The organism is Bacillus glycinifermentans, from assembly GCF_001042475.2.
In the GTDB taxonomy this organism is placed as follows: Bacteria; Bacillota; Bacilli; order Bacillales; family Bacillaceae; genus Bacillus; species Bacillus glycinifermentans.
This window is the reverse complement of the sequence record NZ_LECW02000045.1, coordinates 367,335-385,831: the sequence shown is the minus strand read 5'-3', so window position 1 is coordinate 385,831 and position 18,497 is coordinate 367,335. Positions and strand designations below refer to the sequence as shown.

At 47.4% G+C, this 18,497-nt stretch carries 20 protein-coding genes; 4 read left to right on the top strand and 16 right to left on the bottom strand.

Annotation, left to right across the window (positions count from 1 at the left end):
- Positions 1-23: 23 nt before the first annotated feature.
- The 4 genes from AB447_RS21260 to AB447_RS21245 are packed head-to-tail and all read right to left on the bottom strand — an operon-like array spanning position 24 to position 3,382.
- Positions 24-875: a DODA-type extradiol aromatic ring-opening family dioxygenase gene (locus AB447_RS21260; RefSeq protein WP_048352786.1), complete on the bottom strand. Its 852-nt coding sequence runs from the start codon at positions 873-875 to the stop codon at positions 24-26.
- 23 nt (positions 876-898) lie between these two features.
- The gene (locus AB447_RS21255) at positions 899-1,090 is read right to left on the bottom strand and encodes a 4-oxalocrotonate tautomerase (protein ID WP_046132441.1); all 192 of its coding nucleotides are present in this window, start codon (positions 1,088-1,090) and stop codon (positions 899-901) included.
- Between the two features lie 13 nt (positions 1,091-1,103).
- A complete protein-coding gene (locus AB447_RS21250; RefSeq protein ID WP_048352785.1) occupies positions 1,104-1,889 on the bottom strand; it encodes a 2-keto-4-pentenoate hydratase in 786 nt (261 codons plus the stop codon).
- Positions 1,890-1,903: 14 nt separating this feature from the next.
- On the bottom strand, positions 1,904-3,382 hold the full coding sequence (locus AB447_RS21245; protein WP_057957744.1) for an aldehyde dehydrogenase: 1,479 nt from the start codon (positions 3,380-3,382) through the stop codon (positions 1,904-1,906).
- Positions 3,383-3,548: 166 nt separating this feature from the next.
- Here AB447_RS21245 and AB447_RS21240 point away from each other — a divergent pair, with 166 nt between their 5' ends.
- Together AB447_RS21240 and AB447_RS21235 are read left to right on the top strand one after the other, a co-directional pair.
- Positions 3,549-4,349: an IclR family transcriptional regulator gene (locus AB447_RS21240; RefSeq protein WP_411801403.1), complete on the top strand. Its 801-nt coding sequence runs from the start codon at positions 3,549-3,551 to the stop codon at positions 4,347-4,349.
- 17 nt (positions 4,350-4,366) lie between these two features.
- Entirely contained in the window at positions 4,367-5,329 is a 963-nt protein-coding gene (locus AB447_RS21235) for an amidohydrolase family protein (protein ID WP_048352798.1), read from the top strand.
- 30 nt (positions 5,330-5,359) lie between these two features.
- Here AB447_RS21235 and pta read toward each other — a convergent pair whose 3' ends face one another.
- Complete coding sequence (pta, locus tag AB447_RS21230) at positions 5,360-6,331, bottom strand: phosphate acetyltransferase (RefSeq protein ID WP_048352784.1); 972 nt, start codon at positions 6,329-6,331, stop codon at positions 5,360-5,362.
- A 267-nt stretch (positions 6,332-6,598) separates the two neighbouring features.
- Here pta and hemQ point away from each other — a divergent pair, with 267 nt between their 5' ends.
- Positions 6,599-7,363 (top strand): hydrogen peroxide-dependent heme synthase, encoded by a 765-nt coding sequence (gene hemQ, locus AB447_RS21225; RefSeq protein ID WP_046132438.1) that lies wholly within the window; start codon positions 6,599-6,601, stop codon positions 7,361-7,363.
- 41 nt (positions 7,364-7,404) lie between these two features.
- On the opposite strand, the gene bslA is transcribed toward hemQ, so the two are convergent.
- Positions 7,405-7,947, bottom strand: a complete 543-nt coding sequence (gene bslA / locus AB447_RS21220; RefSeq protein ID WP_048352783.1) for a biofilm surface layer hydrophobin BslA — start codon at positions 7,945-7,947, stop codon at positions 7,405-7,407.
- Positions 7,948-8,555: 608 nt separating this feature from the next.
- Between bslA and gerQ the strand changes: the two genes are divergently transcribed.
- On the top strand, positions 8,556-9,107 hold the full coding sequence (gene gerQ / locus AB447_RS21215) for a spore coat protein GerQ (protein WP_048406518.1): 552 nt from the start codon (positions 8,556-8,558) through the stop codon (positions 9,105-9,107).
- Between the two features lie 40 nt (positions 9,108-9,147).
- Here the strand turns inward: gerQ and AB447_RS21210 are convergent, their stop codons facing one another.
- The 10 genes from AB447_RS21210 to AB447_RS21165 form a co-directional block, all read right to left on the bottom strand.
- Entirely contained in the window at positions 9,148-10,293 is a 1,146-nt protein-coding gene (locus AB447_RS21210) for an ABC transporter permease (protein ID WP_048352781.1), read from the bottom strand.
- A gap of 1 nt (position 10,294) precedes the next feature.
- A complete protein-coding gene (locus AB447_RS21205) occupies positions 10,295-11,416 on the bottom strand; it encodes an ABC transporter permease (protein ID WP_048352780.1) in 1,122 nt (373 codons plus the stop codon).
- Positions 11,417-11,432: 16 nt separating this feature from the next.
- Entirely contained in the window at positions 11,433-12,368 is a 936-nt protein-coding gene (locus AB447_RS21200; RefSeq protein WP_048352779.1) for an ABC transporter ATP-binding protein, read from the bottom strand.
- Positions 12,369-12,480: 112 nt separating this feature from the next.
- The gene (locus AB447_RS21195; protein WP_048352778.1) at positions 12,481-13,584 is read right to left on the bottom strand and encodes a sensor histidine kinase; all 1,104 of its coding nucleotides are present in this window, start codon (positions 13,582-13,584) and stop codon (positions 12,481-12,483) included.
- 9 nt (positions 13,585-13,593) lie between these two features.
- Complete coding sequence (locus AB447_RS21190; protein ID WP_048352777.1) at positions 13,594-14,238, bottom strand: response regulator; 645 nt, start codon at positions 14,236-14,238, stop codon at positions 13,594-13,596.
- Positions 14,239-14,404: 166 nt separating this feature from the next.
- Positions 14,405-14,776 carry a DUF423 domain-containing protein gene (locus AB447_RS21185; protein WP_057957743.1) on the bottom strand — a complete coding sequence of 124 codons (372 nt, stop codon included), beginning with the start codon at positions 14,774-14,776 and terminating at the stop codon, positions 14,405-14,407.
- Between the two features lie 65 nt (positions 14,777-14,841).
- Positions 14,842-16,143 carry a purine/pyrimidine permease gene (locus AB447_RS21180; protein ID WP_057957742.1) on the bottom strand — a complete coding sequence of 434 codons (1,302 nt, stop codon included), beginning with the start codon at positions 16,141-16,143 and terminating at the stop codon, positions 14,842-14,844.
- A gap of 34 nt (positions 16,144-16,177) precedes the next feature.
- On the bottom strand, positions 16,178-16,480 hold the full coding sequence (locus tag AB447_RS21175) for a YwdI family protein (protein WP_048352776.1): 303 nt from the start codon (positions 16,478-16,480) through the stop codon (positions 16,178-16,180).
- 269 nt (positions 16,481-16,749) lie between these two features.
- On the bottom strand, positions 16,750-17,445 hold the full coding sequence (locus AB447_RS21170) for a uracil-DNA glycosylase (RefSeq protein ID WP_048352775.1): 696 nt from the start codon (positions 17,443-17,445) through the stop codon (positions 16,750-16,752).
- A gap of 19 nt (positions 17,446-17,464) precedes the next feature.
- Positions 17,465-18,280 (bottom strand): glycosyltransferase family 2 protein, encoded by an 816-nt coding sequence (locus tag AB447_RS21165; protein WP_057957741.1) that lies wholly within the window; start codon positions 18,278-18,280, stop codon positions 17,465-17,467.
- Positions 18,281-18,497: the final 217 nt, after the last annotated feature.

The following is an 18,497-nucleotide window of genomic DNA, read 5'->3' as shown; positions in this document are numbered from 1 at the left end:
TCCACCTCATGGTCTCAAAATGTTTAGCGTACGGCGCCTTGTTTCACGATCTTCCCGGAGCGCGCCACTTTATTTGCCGGTTCAAACGTCATGACGACATTGGAGCTCCCTGACGATTGGCCATACCCGTAAAATGCACTCCTGCAGCCATCCTCGAGCACGCCCAGCAGCATGGCAATATGGCGTCCTCCCGCTTCAAGCCCGGCGTTTTTGGCGTACTGGGGCAGCATTGACCTTGCGGATTGCAGATCATTGTCCGTTAAATAAGCTAAAAATTGCGAATCAAGGGCCTGTTCGGCCAACGTCGGCATGCATTCCGGCCCCCTTACCAAATGGTGGCTGAGCGCGCCGCTGCTGATGAAGACGGTTTTTTTCCCGCTTTCCTTCAACACTTTACCGGCAAGCTGCCCCCAGCGATACGTTTCGTCCAGGTTTGCCGCAAGCGTTACCGATAAATCAATGACCGGAATATCCCCTTTCGGAATGAGATAGCGGAGCGGGACGACCGTTCCGTAATCCCAGCAATAGGCGGGATCATTGACGGGAATGACGGGAAGCCCGCCTTTCACGCCGGCTTCTGCAAGCTCTCCCGCAAGCTCGGGATCTCCCGGATAATCGTAAGGCACATCGGAAATTAAATTCGGACATTCAAGCGCCGTCAAAATCCCTTGATGTTCAGGCGTCGCATCGACGAGGTGGTCAAAGCTCGACGTCCAGTGGCACGAAATGATGACAACGGCATCCGGCTGTATGTTTTCAATGATTGCGGAAAGCTGTTTCATTCCTTTGACAAGCTCTTTTTGAAAATCAGGCGTTTTTTCTTCAAAACACATTCGCGGTGTATGCGGAACAAGTGCCGCGAGTTCGATCGACATGTCGATTCCTCCCATAACCAGTTTTACGGTTTTGCTTTTGACGCCGGCGTTCCGCCTATTCCCCAGTGGCTTTTCGGAATTTCCGTCACGAGTACGCGAACGTTTTCCTTTGGGGCACCCAAGGTGGCACTGATTGTATCTGTTACATTTTGAATGACTTCCTCCACCTTTTCCGCAGGCCGGCCTTCTAATAGCTGAATGTGAACGATCGGCACAATATCTCCCCCATTATGAACTGACTGTAAAAGAAACGTCTCCAAGCCCTTCTACATGCGCCGAGACGCTGTCCCCGCGCTTCAGCATGACAGCTCCCGTTACCCCGCCGGTCAAAATGACGCTGCCTGCTGTAAGCTTTTGCTGTTTCCGGGCAAGCATATTGGCAAGCATTGCTGCCGAATTGGCTGGATGCCCCAAAACCGCATCACCCGTCCCCCGCTCTTTCACCTCGCCATTAATCACCAAAGAAACCGAGGCTCTATCGAGTTTGAGACGATCCGGCTTTTTAATCTTTTCGCCGAACACGACCCTTGACGATGACGCATTATCAGCAATAACGTCAGGCAGTTTAAAAGAAAAATTCTCATAGCGGCTGTCGATCACTTCAAGCACGGGGATGAAATATTCGGTCACCGCCAGAATCTGCTCTCCGGAAATCCCCGGCCCTTCGATATCCTCGCCGAGTACAAAGGCAATCTCCGCTTCAACCTTCGGGTGGATCAGCTGATCAAATTCGAGTGTTCCGCCGTTCGGCACGAGCATGTCGTCAAAGATATATCCGTAAATCGGTTCTTCAACGTTCATTTGCTGCATTTTCGCCCGGCTCGTAAGCCCCATTTTCGGACCGATGATCCCGTTCCCCCGCTTTAATTTCAGCTCAACGAGCTCTTCTTGAATGCGATAGGCGTCTTCAACCGTCAGCTCTGGATAGTCCCTTGTGATTCTGACGATTTCCCGTTTTTCCGCTTCCGCCATGTACAGCGTCTGCGCCGTTTCTTTTAATGCTTGTGCATTCATTCCGCTCTCCTCCTTTACAGCTTGATGCAAATGTTTGACAATTCGCTGAAAAATTCGAAGCTGTGCATTCCGCCTTCGCGTCCAAGTCCGCTTTGCTTCATTCCTCCAAACGGCGTCCGCAAATCCCTGAGAAACCAGGTGTTGACCCAGACCATCCCGGCTTCGATCTGTCCGGCGACGCGGTGCGCGCGGCGGAGATCGTTCGTCCAAACGGTTGCGCTGAGCCCATAGTGGGTATCATTCGCCTGAGCGATAACTTCGTCTTCATCGTCAAATGGAATCACCGTCACGACCGGGCCGAAAATCTCTTCTTTGACAACCCGGGAGCTCCGGGAAATCCCGGTAATGATCGTCGGTTCGAGATAGCAGCCTGATTCCAGGCCTTCCGGGCGCCCTCCCCCGATTACAATGTCACCGCCTTCTTTTTTCGCCAGCGTTATGTAATTCATCACCCGTTCGGTATGTTCAGCCGAAATCAAAGCTCCAATATTCGTTTCCGGATCAAACGGATCGCCCACACGAAGCTCCTTTGTCTTTGAAATGAAGGCGTCCAGAAATTCGTCATATGCTTCCCGTTCGACATAAATGCGGGAACCGCACATGCAGACTTCCCCCTGATTGACGAAGCTCGATTTCAATGTCGTTTCAACCGCTTCATCGATGTCGGCGTCAGCGAAAATGATGTTCGGGTTTTTTCCGCCCAGTTCAAACGAAAGTTTTTTCAACGTTTTTGAGGCGGCTTCCATAATGATTTTTCCGGTCGTCGTTTCGCCGGTAAAGGAAATCGCATCGACGTCAGGATGCTCGGAAAGTGCAGAGCCGGCTGATTCCGGACCGAATCCGTGGACGATATTGACCACTCCGTCAGGCAGGCCCGCTTCTTGACAGATTTCCCCCAAAAGCGTGGCTGTCAGCGGCGTCAGCTCAGCCGGCTTGATGACGGCGGTATTTCCTGCCGCCAAGCATGGAGCCAGCTTCCAGGTCAGCAGGAGAAGCGGCAGGTTCCATGGATTGATTAATCCGACAACGCCAACCGGGCGGCGGATCGCATAATTGATCGCGATGTCATCGGTTTGATAGGCCTCCGTTCCGACTCCTCTCATAAAGTCGGCGAAAAAATGAAAGTTAAAGGCGGCGCGGGGAATATCCATCGTGCTGGATAATGAGAGGGGTTTTCCCGTATCAAGCGTCTCAAGCTTTGCCAGTTCATCTTTCCGTTCAAGAATGATGTCGCCGATCTTTCTGATGATTCGAATCCTGTCATCACCGGTCATGTTTTTCCAGCGCCCGTTCAATGCACGCCTTGCCGCGGCGACGGCCAGATCGATCTCCTTTTTTCCGCCCTCGGAAACCTTGCCGATGACTTCCTTTGTGGCCGGATTCATATTGTCGAACGTTTTGCCGCTTTCTGACGCAAAATATCTCCCGTTTATAAAATGCCGGCAGTCAAATGGTTGTACGCGATTTGCCGATGTTGCCGTCTGCAAATTCATGGAAAATCAATCCTCCTTTTCCACTTAAATTAAATGATTTTATTTGTGAAGAAAACAGCGTTGTTCCTCTATGTGGAACAACCTTGTTATTTTTTCCGAAAATTTGATATTTTTCGTTTTTTATCCTCGTTTTATGTTATATTATGGAACAAAAGGCAACAAAACAATGAAAGAGTTGAGGAAATCAATGTCCGCAGAGGCAAAACCGAACTACACGCTTGGGTCTGTAAAGAACGCTCTTCGGCTGCTTCAATCGTTTACACTGGATACGCCTGAAAAAAAAGTCACCGAGCTCGCCGCATCTCTCGGCCTGGGGAAAAGCACGGTCTCCCGGCTGTTGAGTACGCTTGAAAGCGAAGGGTTTGTCATGAAGGATCCGGAATCCAAAAGATATAAGTTGGGGTTATCTGTCTTGCAGTTGAATACAATTGTCACCTCGACTCTTGAAATTAACCGGGAATCCCAGCCTGTTCTCGAAAAGCTGACAGAAGAGACAGGCGAGACGTCTCACATCGCGATAAGCGGCGATTTCAGCGTTGTGTACATCAATCGTACGGAATGTCCCCGTCCGGTTGAGCTTCTATCACACATCGGCCGGCAAAATCCGATGCATTGTACAAGCTCAGGCAAAGTGCTTCTTGCATACGGCGGCGACGGATTATTGGAACGATATGTGAGAAGCGGCCTGACATGCTATACGCAGAAAACGGTGACAGATGCGAACAAACTTAGAAACGTGCTAAAAACAATCAGAGAAAACGGATTTGACGTCAGTCACGGTGAATTCATCGAAGGGATCACTTCCGTCTCCGCTCCCATCAGAAACTATCTCGGAGAAGTCAAATACGCTGTCAGCGTCGTCGGTCCCACAAAACGAATGAAAGCCTCGCAGGAAAAAATCATTTTTAAAGTAAAACAGGCCGCCCGCGGCATCTCGGAGAAGCTTGGGTATTGGAGACGGCCGTAAACGGGAGGGATTTAGCTTTGTTTGATGTCCATACGCATTTCATTCCGGAGGATGTCCTGCTTTGGCTGAGAGACAATGAAAGGACCGTTCAGGCGGTATGGGAAAAAAAGTCGCCGGATAAAGCGGAATTTCTGACCGTCAATCACAAGTGGGGCTTTGAATTAAAGAAACAGTTTTATGAGGAGGAATTATACTTAGAAGAGCAGGAAAAAGCGGGCATTCTGCATTCATTGGTCTCACCAGTTCCCCAGCTTTTTCTTTACGATCTCAGAGAGGAGATGACAGACGACATATCGGCCGTTTACAACGCGGCCCTGGCCAAATGGACAAAAACGCACAGCCAAAGGCTGTCAGGGCTCGGCACAATCCCGCTCAACAGTCCCGAAAAAGCGTGCGCCAGGCTGAATGAAGCAATGAATCTCGGCCTTAAAGGGGCAATCATCGGGCCGGGCGCATCGGAAAAGCTGCTCTCCGATGACGCATTCATACCTTTTTGGGAAGAAGCCGACAGGCTGAAAGCGATCATTTTCATCCATCCGCTCCTTTCCGAAGACCCGCGGCTCCGCCGCAAAATGCTGCCCAATTTGATCGGCGTTCCGTGGGAAACGACCGTCTGTGCGGCAGACTTATTATTGAGCGGCATTACCGACCGCTTTCCGAATGTCAAAATTGTGCTGGCCCACGGGGGCGGATTTCTCCCTTATCAAATCGGCAGACTGAAGAAAGGCTGCGACATGTGGCCGCAAGCCGCAGCATCGCTTACGGCCCCGCCCGTCGAATACTTGCGAAGGTTTTGGTTTGATACGGTGTTATGGAACGAAAAGGGCATACATTTTCTGAAAGAGCTTGTTGGAGAAGAGAGGCTGGTGCAAGGCTCGGATTATCCTTTCGACCTTTGCGAATGGCCGCCGCCTGACATAAGCGGCAAGGGGGCCGAAGCGCTGCTCGATAAAAATCAAAACGCAATAAAAAAACGGTGAACGCACATCGTTCACCGTTTTGAAGCACCATTACAGCGCTTGAGCAGCCGTAATCAGCGCCAGATTGTAAACATCCTCTGCATTGCAGCCTCTGGACAGATCGTTTACCGGCATGTTCAGGCCTTGCAGAATCGGTCCGACCGCTTCAAAATTGCCGAGGCGCTGAGCGATTTTATAGCCGATGTTCCCCGCTTCAAGGCTTGGAAATACAAATACGTTTGCATCGCCTTTAATAACGGAGCCCGGCGCTTTTTTCTCCGCGACAGACGGAACGAATGCAGCATCGAATTGGAACTCGCCGTCAAGCGTAAGCTCAGGCGCTTTTTCTTTGGCGATCGCCACCGCGTTTGCCACTTTTTCGGTTTCATCTGATTTTGCAGATCCTTTTGTTGAGAAGCTTAGCATCGCTACCCGCGGCTCGATGTCGAACATTTTAGCCGTGTTGGCGCTTTCGATGGCAATTTCGGCTAGATCTTCGCTGTCAGGCGCAATGTTGATCGCGCAGTCTGCAAACACATACTGCTCATCGCCGCGGGCCATAATGAAGACGCCGGATGTTTTCTTCACTCCTTCTTTTGTCTTAATGATTTGCAGGGCGGGACGCACCGTATCGGCAGTCGAATGAGCCGCACCGCTGACAAGACCGTCTGCCAGCCCTTTGTATACAAGCATCGTGCCGAAATAGTTTTCGTCCAAAAGGATTTGGCGGGCCTGTTCTTCCGTCGCTTTTCCTTTGCGGCGCTCTACGAAAGCTTGTACAAGGTCTTCCATTCCTTCGTATGTATGAGGATCATATATGTCAACTCCGTCAAGCGTTACATTTAATCCCTTTGCTTTTGCCGCAATTTCCTGTTCGTTTCCTACGAGAATCGGCTTTAGCACGTTTTTTTCGGCGAGGCTTGCGACCGCCGTCAAAATACGCTCGTCCATTCCTTCCGGAAATACGATTTTAACACCTTTTCCTGCTACTTTTTCTTGTACTGTTGTAAATAAATCTGCCACTGTATACCCTCCTTGAATAAATACAAAAACTCCTCTATTTAGGATACTCTTTTGCGGTATAAATTCAATCATTCAGCCTTAATTATAACGCTTTCATTTAAAAAACTCTTTTTTTTAATTAAATTAATCGGCAATTATATTTATTATACAACGGTCTGCCCCGCTTATACAGCGGACTTCATTTTCCGGCCAAGACTTCTAAGGGGATGAAGAAACGGAAACTATGGTATGATGAAGACAATTACATACGTATGAGGAGTGAAAATAATGAGCGAACAGCAGAAAACAAACGAAGCCGCACAAACGCTTGACGGCTGGTATGCCCTTCATGATTTCCGGACGATGGACTGGGCCGCCTGGAAGACGCTCTCAAGCGACGAACGCCAGATCATTATCAGCGAATTTACCGGACTCCTTGAAAAATGGGGCGCTGTCGAAAAAGCAGGAAACGGAAGCCATACATTGTACAGCATCGTCGGCCAGAAAGCCGATTTCATGCTGATGATTTTGCGTCCGACGATGGAGGAACTGAATCAAATCGAACTGGAATTCAATAAGTCGAAGCTCGCGGAGTACACGATTCCCGCCTATTCCTATGTATCCGTCGTCGAGCTTAGCAACTATATGGGAAGCGGGGACGGAGACCCTTACGAAAATCCGCAAATTCGTGCGCGCCTGTACCCAGAGCTCCCTAAAGCCAAATATGTTTGCTTCTATCCGATGGATAAAAGAAGATCAGGTGATGACAACTGGTACATGCTTTCAATGGAAGAGCGCAGAAATCTGATGCGCAGCCACGGCATGATCGGACGGGGATACGCCGGCAAAGTCAAACAGATCATTACGGGTTCAGTCGGATTTGACGATTATGAATGGGGTGTAACGCTCTTCTCCGATGATGTGCTGCAGTTTAAAAAGCTCGTCTACGAAATGCGCTTTGACGAAGTGAGCGCGCGTTACGGGGAATTCGGTTCATTCTTCGTCGGCAACCGCTTGTCAAATGAACAGCTGCCTGCATTTTTGCATGTTTAATGAGGAAAGCTCCAAAGACGATCGTCTTTGGAGCTTGATTTTTACTTGCAATTGCACGGCTGTGTCGGCGGAGTCGCTCTTTTTTGCACTTCGATTGAGTCTTCGGCATAGAAAGTCGAGCCGAGGCCGAGCACCCTGTTCTCCGCTCTGAACGTATACGTTCCGGCGGCAGGAAGCGTTTTATTCGCCAAAACGAGCTTGAACTCGGCGATGCCCAATAAATCAATCGTCAGCGGGAGTCTTACCGTTTTTCCGTTGTTCAAAATCTGCCCGGTCGTAAGCGCCCTTCCGTTTACCATATCTTTCGTTGTCGCAGAAAACCCCGAAGGCAACGTAAATTCAACCGTCCCCAGCGCCAAAATCGAGTTCGGCCTGTATGTCAGCTCAATATCGGAGAAAGACCATTCCTGCTTGCTGTTCCCCGTAATCTCTGCAAATAGTGAAGCCTTTGCAGCCGGACGGTTTACTGATTCCGATTTTAGAGCCTTTGCATCGGCATGAAAAGAAGGCAGAAAAACCGAAGCCATGATGACAAGGCCGGCCATCAACATCGACAATTTAGAACGAAACATCCTTTTTAACATTGCAAAATCCCCCTGTTATCATTTCAATTTTACACATGACCCAAAAAAACAAGACAACATCCTAACAAAACGCAAGCGTCACCTCCAAGTTGATCCTTTTCTATTAGAAACTATCATTTTCTGACAACCCAGTAAATGTATTTAATGTAATATTTTAAAAATAATAGAATGTGACCAGGCGATGCTCCTCTTGATTTTTTGATCCATTCATCAAAAGAGGCCCAATGAACCATTCGGCGCGGCCGATCGCCCGTTTATTGCCGGAGTATTCAAATGGGATCCAGCTTATGCAATTGAGACATCGTCATTCACTCAATGAAAACAATTTTCAAATGTAACAGTCTCTGCTTTCGAATAAAATCATCGTTTAATCACGCAAAAGACCGCTCGATTGAGCGGTCTTTTCATTTTGACTTTCTCGTTTTTGCCAGTCATATTCCAGACTTCTTCCTCATACTGTTAAAGGGATGAGAAACATTGAACTTTCACCTGACATCAACCCCAACCGTGCTAAAGCGGACTTTCCTGACGCCGATCCCGATAAGTACCAAACATGAAGCCGGGTAAAGGTCTGATTTTGATTCAATGACATCATAAGGAGGAACATCATGAAACCTAAGAAAAATCTTTTTCAGCCGCTCCAAGAGATTGAAATGCCGGATTTTCGGCCGCAAATGGGTGCCAACCCTTATCCGCAATTGGGGCACATGGGACAAATGGGACAGATGGGACAGATGTATCAACAGCAGGGGCAGCCGCAATTCCCGCAAATGGGCGGCCAGCCAACCTTTCAGCAGCCCGTCCAGCTGACCCAGCCGCAGCCGGCAGGCGTTCAGGTCCCACCCATGACTCCGGCGCAGCAAACCGGGCCGAGCATTCCGGGCATGCTGCCATTAGAGCAGTCGTATATCGAAAATATTCTGCGGCTCAACCGGGGGAAAGTCGCGACCGTATACATGACGTTTGAAAACAACCCGCAATGGAATGCAAAAGTGTTCCGCGGAGAAATTGAAGCAGCCGGACGCGATCATATCATTTTAAGCGATAGAAAAACGGGCACCCGCTATTTGCTTCTGATGGTTTACCTTGATTACATTACGTTCGATGAACCGATCGTTTACGACTATCCGTACTCAATGGCTTCATACACGCCTAGATAAAAGGTTCGGTTCTCTTTGAACCCGAACCCTTTTTTTATCATCAGACAAAATTCCGCGCATCATTATTACGGCTGAATTTATAAATGACGATTAAGAAAAATGCAGCCGCAAAGCCGAACAATATCAGGATATTTAAATATAAACTCTGAAATTGCTGTCCATCCTGCAGCTTTGTCAATGTGTCCAGCACCCATCGCTGCGGAAGGAACTCCGAGATTCTTTGAGCGAAAGGCGGCATGATCTCAACAGGCCAGAAACATCCGGAAAGCATGATTGTCGGCATGAAAATGAGATTCTGCAAGGCGCCCGCACCCTTGGAGCTGTTTGAGAAAACGACCGTGATCAATGCAAGACCGATGGCGCTCAGCGTAAATATCAAGAGCACAACCGCCATCTGCCAGAACGGAATGCCCGGATCGATATGAAAAACGTTTTTCATCATGAACAATGTAAAAAGGGTTTGAAATATCATGACAAACAAGCTTACGGTAATATTTGAGAATACGTACTGCCTTGCTGTAATCGGCGTGGTCAACAGCCTGAAATAAGTCCTGTTTTCCTTTTCTTTCACAAGAATTTCAGACAAATTCCCCGCTGAAAAGAGCATCGCCATCAGGAGAAATCCAACCGTTTGATACGTCATTCTGTTATTTTTCGATGCATCATCGAGCGTATGCGTTTTTAGCGTCACGCTTGAGTTCTGATAGTTTTTGTAGATTTTCTCAAAGGTTTGCGAATCTCCTTGCGCCGATTTGCCCATTACTGCGATATTGTCAATGTAATGATACAAATACGATTTCACAAAGCCCGTCACTTCAGCACCTTTAACAGATGAAATCCCGATATGTCCCGGCTTTCCGTCAAGCACGCTGTCAGTAAATCCTTTATCAAAAGTAATCGCACAATCAAGCGTTCCAGAGGCGATTTTCTCTGCTGCTTCCGAACTGCTCACCGCGCTTACCTTTACATTGTCAAGCCCCTTTAAAAAAGCCGCCGTGTCAGCGGTAATCTGACTTTTTTCATGATTGACAATCCCGACGTTCAGATCGGTTTTGTCTGTGCTTCCTTGCGTCATAAGGGCAACGAAGATCCCCAGCAGCGGAAGACACATAAACAGGAAGATATTTTTCTTGTTTTTAAATGTTACATTCAGCGAATTTTTCACGAGCCAAAGCATTTCTTTCATCTTACAGCCCCTCCCTTCTGCGCAGTCCGGCAACGGCGATCAGAAGCATGAACACGGATAAACCGATATTCAGAGCGGCCGCCGGCAGCGCGGCCGCCAAATCGTTTGCATAAATGACTTTCATCATGGCTTCATTCGACCATTTGATCGGGGAAAGTTTCGTGATCATGCTTAAAATACCTTCCGTATCATCTAATGGGAAATAAGCGCCTCCAAAAAAAGCAACCAGCGGAATCAGCACATTGATTATCGTCTTTGCCGCTTCTCCCGTTTTCGTCAAATAGCTGACGCCGACCCCAAGGCTCACCGCAAACAGCACGACGGTGAACAGGACAAACAGCACTAGGCCGATATGATCTCCCCAATTGGCTTTAAACAAAAATTTGCTGACAGCGACAACGAGAAAAATACAGAGCGCATTTGTCACAATCCCGCCAATCAGCTTTCCGGTGAAAATCTCCCATTTTTGAACGGGAGCGGCCACCAGCCTGTCGGCTGTGTTGCGGAGCCTTTCCCCGCGGATTAGGTAGCTGGCGTGTAAAGCCGCGTAAAGAGCGATCAGCGTAGTCATCGTAATAGAGTAATAATCAATAGCACTGGGCCGTTTTGCGGAATGCAGCGACGTGTCTTTAATATAATCATCATGAATGCTGTTGGCGAGCACTGCTCCAGCCTGCTTCGGATTGACCTTGTAAATCTCCGCTACGGTCTTATATTTATCCGTAAACGCTGACAGCATGCCTTGAATAATGCTTCCTTCAATGCTGTTTTGGTCGCTTTTATACAGCTTGATTCCGCTGCTCTCGATTTTGATGTATCCATCGTAGCGTCCTTTTTCGACTTCTTTCCGTCCATCCATATCGCTTAGCACTTTTTTAAAATGTACGCCCGATTTTTTTGCTTCCTTTGCAAAAACTTTAAAGCCTTGTGACAATTCCCCGTCTGATTGGTCTTTATACAAAACGTGAATATCATCAATCGATACTTGATGATTGAATTCGTTTGTCAGTGCGGTTCCCAAAATCACAATCAGCACGATCGGAAACGCCAGCATAAATATCAGCGTTTTTTTATCCCGAAAAGACGACAGAATTTCTTTTCTTGCGATGTTTACGATATTCAAGCCTCTGACCCCCTTTCTAGTCGCGTAAATTTCTTCCTGTCAGCGTCAGAAACACGGTTTCCAAGTTTGGCGCTTTTTCTTCCAATGAACGAATTTCGACACCGCTTGTCATCAGATATTCAATGATTTGGTTTAAATTGCTGACGCCTGTATCCGAGTTGATTTTCATCGTATTTTCCTCAACCGACACCGTCTCGACTCCCCTGATCTCTTTTAGTTTGCCGAGGTCGACATTCCCGGCTGATTTAACGGTAATCCAAATATCTTTCGTGTCGGTGATGATCGCCTTCAGCTGCTCTTTCGCGCCTTCCGCGATGACCTTTCCGTGGTCAACGATGGCAATCCGCGTACAAATCTCTTCGACCTCTTCCATATAGTGGCTTGTGTAAATAATGGTCGATCCCATGTCATTCAGCTTTTTCACGGATTGCAGAATGTAATTTCGCGAATGCGGGTCGATGCCGACCGTCGGCTCATCCATGATGATCAGCTTTGGCCTGTGGGCGATGGCGCAGGCGATATTCAGCCGTCTTTTCATCCCGCCCGAAAAGTTTTTCGGGAAGCTTTTATGTTTATCGCCAAGCCCGACAAATTGCAGTGCCTCCTCAACGCGTTCGTGTAAAAGGGATCCTCTCAGCCCGTAGAGCCCGGCGAAAAATTTCATATTTTCATAGGCCGTCAAATCTTCGTAAATCGCCAAATCCTGAGGAACGATGCCAATATTCATTTTGGCGTGCTTCCTGAATGCAGCGGTGTTTTTGCCGAGAATGAGAACCTCTCCCTCATTGCTTCGCAAAAGGCCTGAGATCATATTAATCGTCGTGCTCTTCCCCGCGCCGTTTGCCCCGAGCAAACCGAATATTTCCCCCTCTTCTATGGATAGCGACATATTATCAACAGCGACAAAATCCCCGAATTTTTTCGTAAGGTTTTTGATTTCTAATACATTCATCTTTTCACCTCATTTTGACTTTACGAAAATGATTATAAAAAAAAAGATGAATCCGCGGCAGTGCAGCAATTCATCTTTTTCACATGAGAAATTTCATATTCTTTTCATGAAATCATTCATGCTTCGGCAACAGCGTCGTCACGGAAAAACCGTTTGATCCGTCGACGATTACCTTTCCGTTGACAGACGCGGCCCGCTCCTCCATCCCGATGATTCCCATGCCTTTCTTAACCTTCTCTTGTCCCTTTCCGTTGTCTTTTACTTCGGTTTTGATAAGCGTATTCAGCACATGGATTTCGATCGATACCCGGGTCGCATCCGCATATTTCATCGTGTTGGTCAGCGCTTCCGTAATATTTTCAAATACGATTTTCCATTGAATATGAGTAATGACGTCCAAATCTCCTTTATGCAGAAAAGAAATATCGATATGATGCCGCGCCGAACATTCATCAATGAATAATTTCAGCTTATGGATGCCCATCTGTTCAGGAGGCGGCTTGATGTTCTTTAATGTCAGCCTGATTTTTTCGATTCCGTCTTTTGAAATGTTAATCGCGTTTTGCAGCAGCTCAGACGCTTTCTGTTTGTCTGTATCAAGCAGGCGTTTGGCCGCTTCAAGCTGAATGAGCGCCCCTGTCATCGAATGGCCGATTTTATCGTGGATTTCCTGTGACAAGCGGTTTCGCTCCTCTAATTTAAACGTATATTCAGACTGTCTGATATACTCTTTATTGTCATGCAAAGCCTTTGTTAAGGTCTGCATATCCTTTCTCGTTTGATCAATATGATCTTCAAGCATCTGAATCCGGGCTGAATCTTGTTTTAATATAGTGAAAATAAGAAATTGAAACAAAACCGTCAGTCCGTAAATCGCCAGCAACGATTCGCCGATAAAAGCGGCGGGTATAAGAGATAACGTCAATATCATCCACTTAGGCTGCACGTCAAACAGCAATTCATACACGCTAAGCGGCATCAGCAAAATGAATAGAGGATGGACATGCTGATAGGAAGCAACCGAAATAATAATCGATAAGACGGCGATCCCCTTTTTGAGCGCTCTCCTTTTTAAAATGCCGATGATGATATTGACACAAAAGTACAGGATTAAACAAAAAACGATCCACGGAAGATTCCCGACAGGCGATTGTATGCAGCTTAACACGATATATCCAAGCATGATGAGCTTGACGATGATCATCCAAAATTCCATTGCGGTTCCTCAGTTCAGATTCGATTTTCCGGTTAAATAATAGATCGCGATCTGTGTGCGGTGTTCCAGCCCCGTCTTCCCCAGTATCGAAGAAATATAATTCGCTATCGTCCCTTCCGAGATAAAAAGCTCTTTCGCAATTGCTTTATTGGAAAGTCCCCTGGCGATTAAAGCCATAATGCCAAGCTCTCTTTCAGTGAACAGGCTTTTGTCGATTTTCGGTTCCGGATCTTTACGCTCGGTTAAATTCGACTTGATTTTATCGAGAACAACATCCTGCATCACGATGCTTCCGTGATACACGCTTTTGATCGCATCCCTGATCCGTTCCGGCTCGGTGTTTTTCAGCAAATATCCTTTTGCCCCGTTCTGTATGGCGGCTACAATATATTCATCATCATCAAACGTTGTTAAAATGAGCGGCTTTGTCCCCGTTTGTCCCGAAATGAACTTTGCCGCTTCGACCCCATTCATATTCGGCATGCGGACATCCAGGAGGGCAATATCCACATCATGTCCGCTGCAATACTCTACAGCCTGACGGCCATCCTCCACCGTGGCCAGCACGTCTATTTCATCGTACGTACTCAAGATAATCTTCATGCCTTCTCTGATAAATGAATTATCATCCGCAATCATCACTTTAATTTTCATCGTTTTTCGCGCGTGAGACCTAAAGACCCCGCAGCGTGCACACCCCTTCTATACAACATGCTTCAGCAGGGCCTCCGCATCTGTTCATAACATTAAATTTATCATGAATCAGTTTGCGTTAAAATAACAAAAGCCAATCTCTTAAAAAGATTGGCTTTTATAGAAACTATAAGTATTTGACCGCCGACACGGCGATCATGATCCATGCCGCGATGAATGCCACGCCGCCAAGCGGAGTAATGGCGCCGAGGACGCTGATTTGCGTCAAGCTGAGGACGTATAAGCTTCCTGAAAATAAGACAATTCCCGCAAACATCAGCCAGCCTGCCGCCGTAATGCTTCCAGCGCCGGAAAGCTTCCCGGCAATGAGCGCGATGGCCAGCAATCCGAGTGCGTGGTACATATGATATTGGACACCCGTCTGCCAGATTTGCAGATATTTCTCAGGAATTTTCCCTTCAAGCCCGTGAGCTCCAAAGGCTCCAAGGGCAACCGCAAGCATTGCATTTATCGAACCTAGAATCAAGAATAATTTCATTATGAATCGACCGCCTTTCTCTACTCATCATAGCGTACAAGCTTAAGATTTCAACTTTCAAAACGCTATGACACGATATTGTCAAATTTCTTTTTTCTCAGCTGTATCTGCTCTGCCGCGATTGCCACAACCGTCCCGAGGACAAGCCCGTTGCTTAAAATGGAGACAAGCACAGGATGCATTCCTTCGAGCGCGCTCTCGGGAACAAACATAACGCCGACGCCGGCTAAAAGCGCAACTCCGGCGACAAAGCGGACGCGGCCGAGTTCGCCTTTTCCATACGAATCAAATTCGGCAAATGCCAATCCGACCATTGTCGAAAACACGACGAAGTTAACCGCAAAGCCGACCGGAGACGGAAGACTTGCAAATATATTCATGATAAACGGAAAAAAGCTGATGCAAGCCACGATCATGCTCCCAAGCAAAAACGGCTTTTTCGAGGAAATTCTCGTCGTTTGAATAAAGCCTGCAGCTCCGGAAATCGGCACGGTTCCGACTGCTCCGAACAGGCCGCTCAGGCCATGGCCGAAAGCGGCGATGAAACCCGCTGGACGGGCGCGCTTTTTTTCTTCAAGCTTTTCAAACTGCCTGACCGCCCCTTCCACTACGCGGATGCTCGCCAGCATATTGACAATCAAGAGCACCGTGATAAATAAAGACGTTACGACCAAACCGCTGTCAAACACCGGCATTCCGAACGGAAAGATCTCAGGCCAATGAAAGAGCCCTTTCGTGTGCTGCACAGGCTTTGCGACGCCGAAAACGGCAAATAACACCCAGCCGCCGAAAAGCGCAATTAAAATCGAATACTGCTTGAGAAAGGCCACATTCGACCTGCTCATGAGAAACGTCGCAAGCATGATGAAGACAGCAATCAAAAAAACGGGACCGTCAAACTCGTTTTTGCGGTAGCCGATCCCCATGATTCCTTTCACAATCGGGTCGCTCAGCTGCATGACCAATAACAGCAAATAAATTCCGGTCACGACCGGAGTAAACAGTACAGCCAGCTTTTCTATAATCTTAAACAAGCTGAATATGAAAAAGAACACCGCACTCAGCAGCATTGCGCCCTGAAGCGCTTGAAGCGTCTCGGTGTATGCGGCGAACACGGTCCCCGTAAGCCCCGCATAGATCGTGTAGACCCCCCACCAAAGGCCGGCCGGACTCTCATTAATCGGTAAACGGTGCCCCGTTAAGCATTGGATAAAGGCCGTCGTTCCCAACACGAAAAACGTGCTTTGAATCAATTCTGCTGTCTCCGCTTGATTCAGCTCAAACGACTGCCCGATCGCTATGGGCACCACGATGGAGGAGGCGATCATGAACGCCGTCCATTGCAAAGCCCCAAAAAGCAGTTTCAATTTTATCAACCTCTCTCTTTAAAAACAGAACGATCTAGAAATCAAATATTGAATCCCCGTTGCCGTCTTCCTCCTTATTTTGTTTCTCCTGTTTTTGATATTGTTCGGCTCCGGCGCTTCCCATCATTTTTTCCAGCATCAGCTGGTCGCTTGCAGATTTCGCCGGCTGAATGTAAGGTGAAGGCTGAACGGCCGGCCGTTCTTGCTCGACGATAACATCGCACAGGGAACGAATAACGGCTACGTGCATTTTCAGCTCGTTCTCCCGATGGCAATTCTTTGCCTTTTTCAATTCTTCCTCCATCTTTTGAAGCAGACTTGATATATGTATGTTCATAAAATTTGTCCTCCAAACCGTGTTCAATGTCCACTTCATTTTAACAAATTACATTCGCATATGCAGAACGCACTTTTCTATATTCAACAATAAAAATCCATTTTCCACCCGCGGATCTTCATTTTTTGCGGTCGTTCATCCTCTGCTAAACATCCGCAAAGCCTTTTCTCACCCAAAATCAGAAGTTGACAAAAGGAAAACCGGCAGACGATAAAACGTTTTCAAAAAAGCGGACTGCTTTATGTAATGAAGGAAAGAACCGCCTGCATTCAGCGGTTCTCCAGTTTTTCCAGGCTCGGAATAGCCCAGTCGATCGGCTCTTCATTGATTTTTTCCAAGAATTCATTTGCCCTTGAGAACGGCCGGCTTCCGAAAAAGCCGTACCTTGCCGAGAACGGACTTGGGTGCGGCGACTCGATGATAAAGTGTTTCGAGGTGTCGATTCTTTCCTTCTTCGCTTGAGCGTGCCGGCCCCAAAGAATAAAGACGACCGGTTTTTCCCTTTTATTCAAAGCGTCGATCACGCTGTCGGTCAGCCTCTCCCATCCTTTTCCTTTATGGGAATTCGCCTGCCCCCGCCTTACGGTCAACACCGTGTTTAACAGGAGGACGCCCTGCTTGGCCCAGCTCACGAGCGAGCCGTGATTCGGGATATCGGCGCCGATGTCGCTTTGCAATTCTATAAATATATTTTTCAGCGAAGGCGGCGGATTCACTCCCGGTTTGACGGAAAAGCTCAGGCCGTGCGCCTGTCCCGGTCCGTGGTACGGATCCTGACCGAGTATGACGACCTTGACCTTTTCATAGGGAGTGTAATGCAAAGCATTATAAATGTCGTGCGGTTCAGGGTAGATCGTGTGCTCTGAATATTCTCTTTTCAGCATTTCCCTAAGCTCTTGGTAATATGGCTTTTCAAATTCTTGATGCAGCTGCTCCCACCAGCTGTCATTCAAAATCTGCTTCAACGGTTCAACCTCCCTAACGTTATACTGAACTTACGCTGATGAGTCTCGAAATGACAGGCTCTCCGTCCCATACGATTTCACTTTCGGCCTCTCTCTTTCTCATGGCCGGTTCTTTAAGAAGCACGAAAAAATTTTTTGTCGGCAGCTTGCCGAGCTGATGTTTTTCACACAAAACGTCCAAATAATACTGCCTCATTCCGCCCAGATTTCCGGATTGATTGTCTCCTTGCTCTGAAAAAGCATAGATGACGCTCGCGGCAGGCACCCTTTTGATATGAAATCTCTCTGCTGCACGCAGGAAAAAGTCCCAGTCCCAATAATTGTGGACATCCGGGTCAAAATAGCCGATTTCATCGTGCAGCGATCGTTTATACATGCTTCCTGAAGGGACATATGTAGAAAATTTCCTCATCTCCTTCACATCAAACGAATAAGCGAAAAGCTGACGGCTTGTCGGGATTCGCGCATCGCCATTGGTTTCAAACGATACGATTTCGGCATCTGAATAAACAAAATCCGCCGCTTCAAGCGCTTTTGCCATTCTTTCCATATGGCACGGAGTGAAAAAATCATCGTCATCACAAAGCATAATAACATCTCCGGCCGCTTCTTTCACCCCTATATTTCTCGCTTTTACATGTTTGACATTTTCTTTCAGATTGATCACCTTGATCGGAAGTTCTGAATAAAGATACTGCACGACGTCAACTTTTTCGCCTGCGTCATTTACGATGATCACTTCAAACGGTTTAACAGATTGTTTGGCAATGGATTCAAGCGATTCGCACAATGCGTGAATCCGATTGTGCGTTACGATTACGACCGATATATTCATAACAGGTTTATTAGCGCTCCTTCATCTTTCAGTTTATTTCCTTATTAAATCATAAAAAGAACGATTTCACATGCATCAAAAGGCGCCCTAGCTTTTTCATATGATAAATGGCTGAAGGACCGCTTGCCTATCACATTTCAGTCAATTCATTGTACTCTTATCAAAAGCTGTCTATAATAAAAACTATACCAATCTGAAGATGGAATCTCTTTTATGG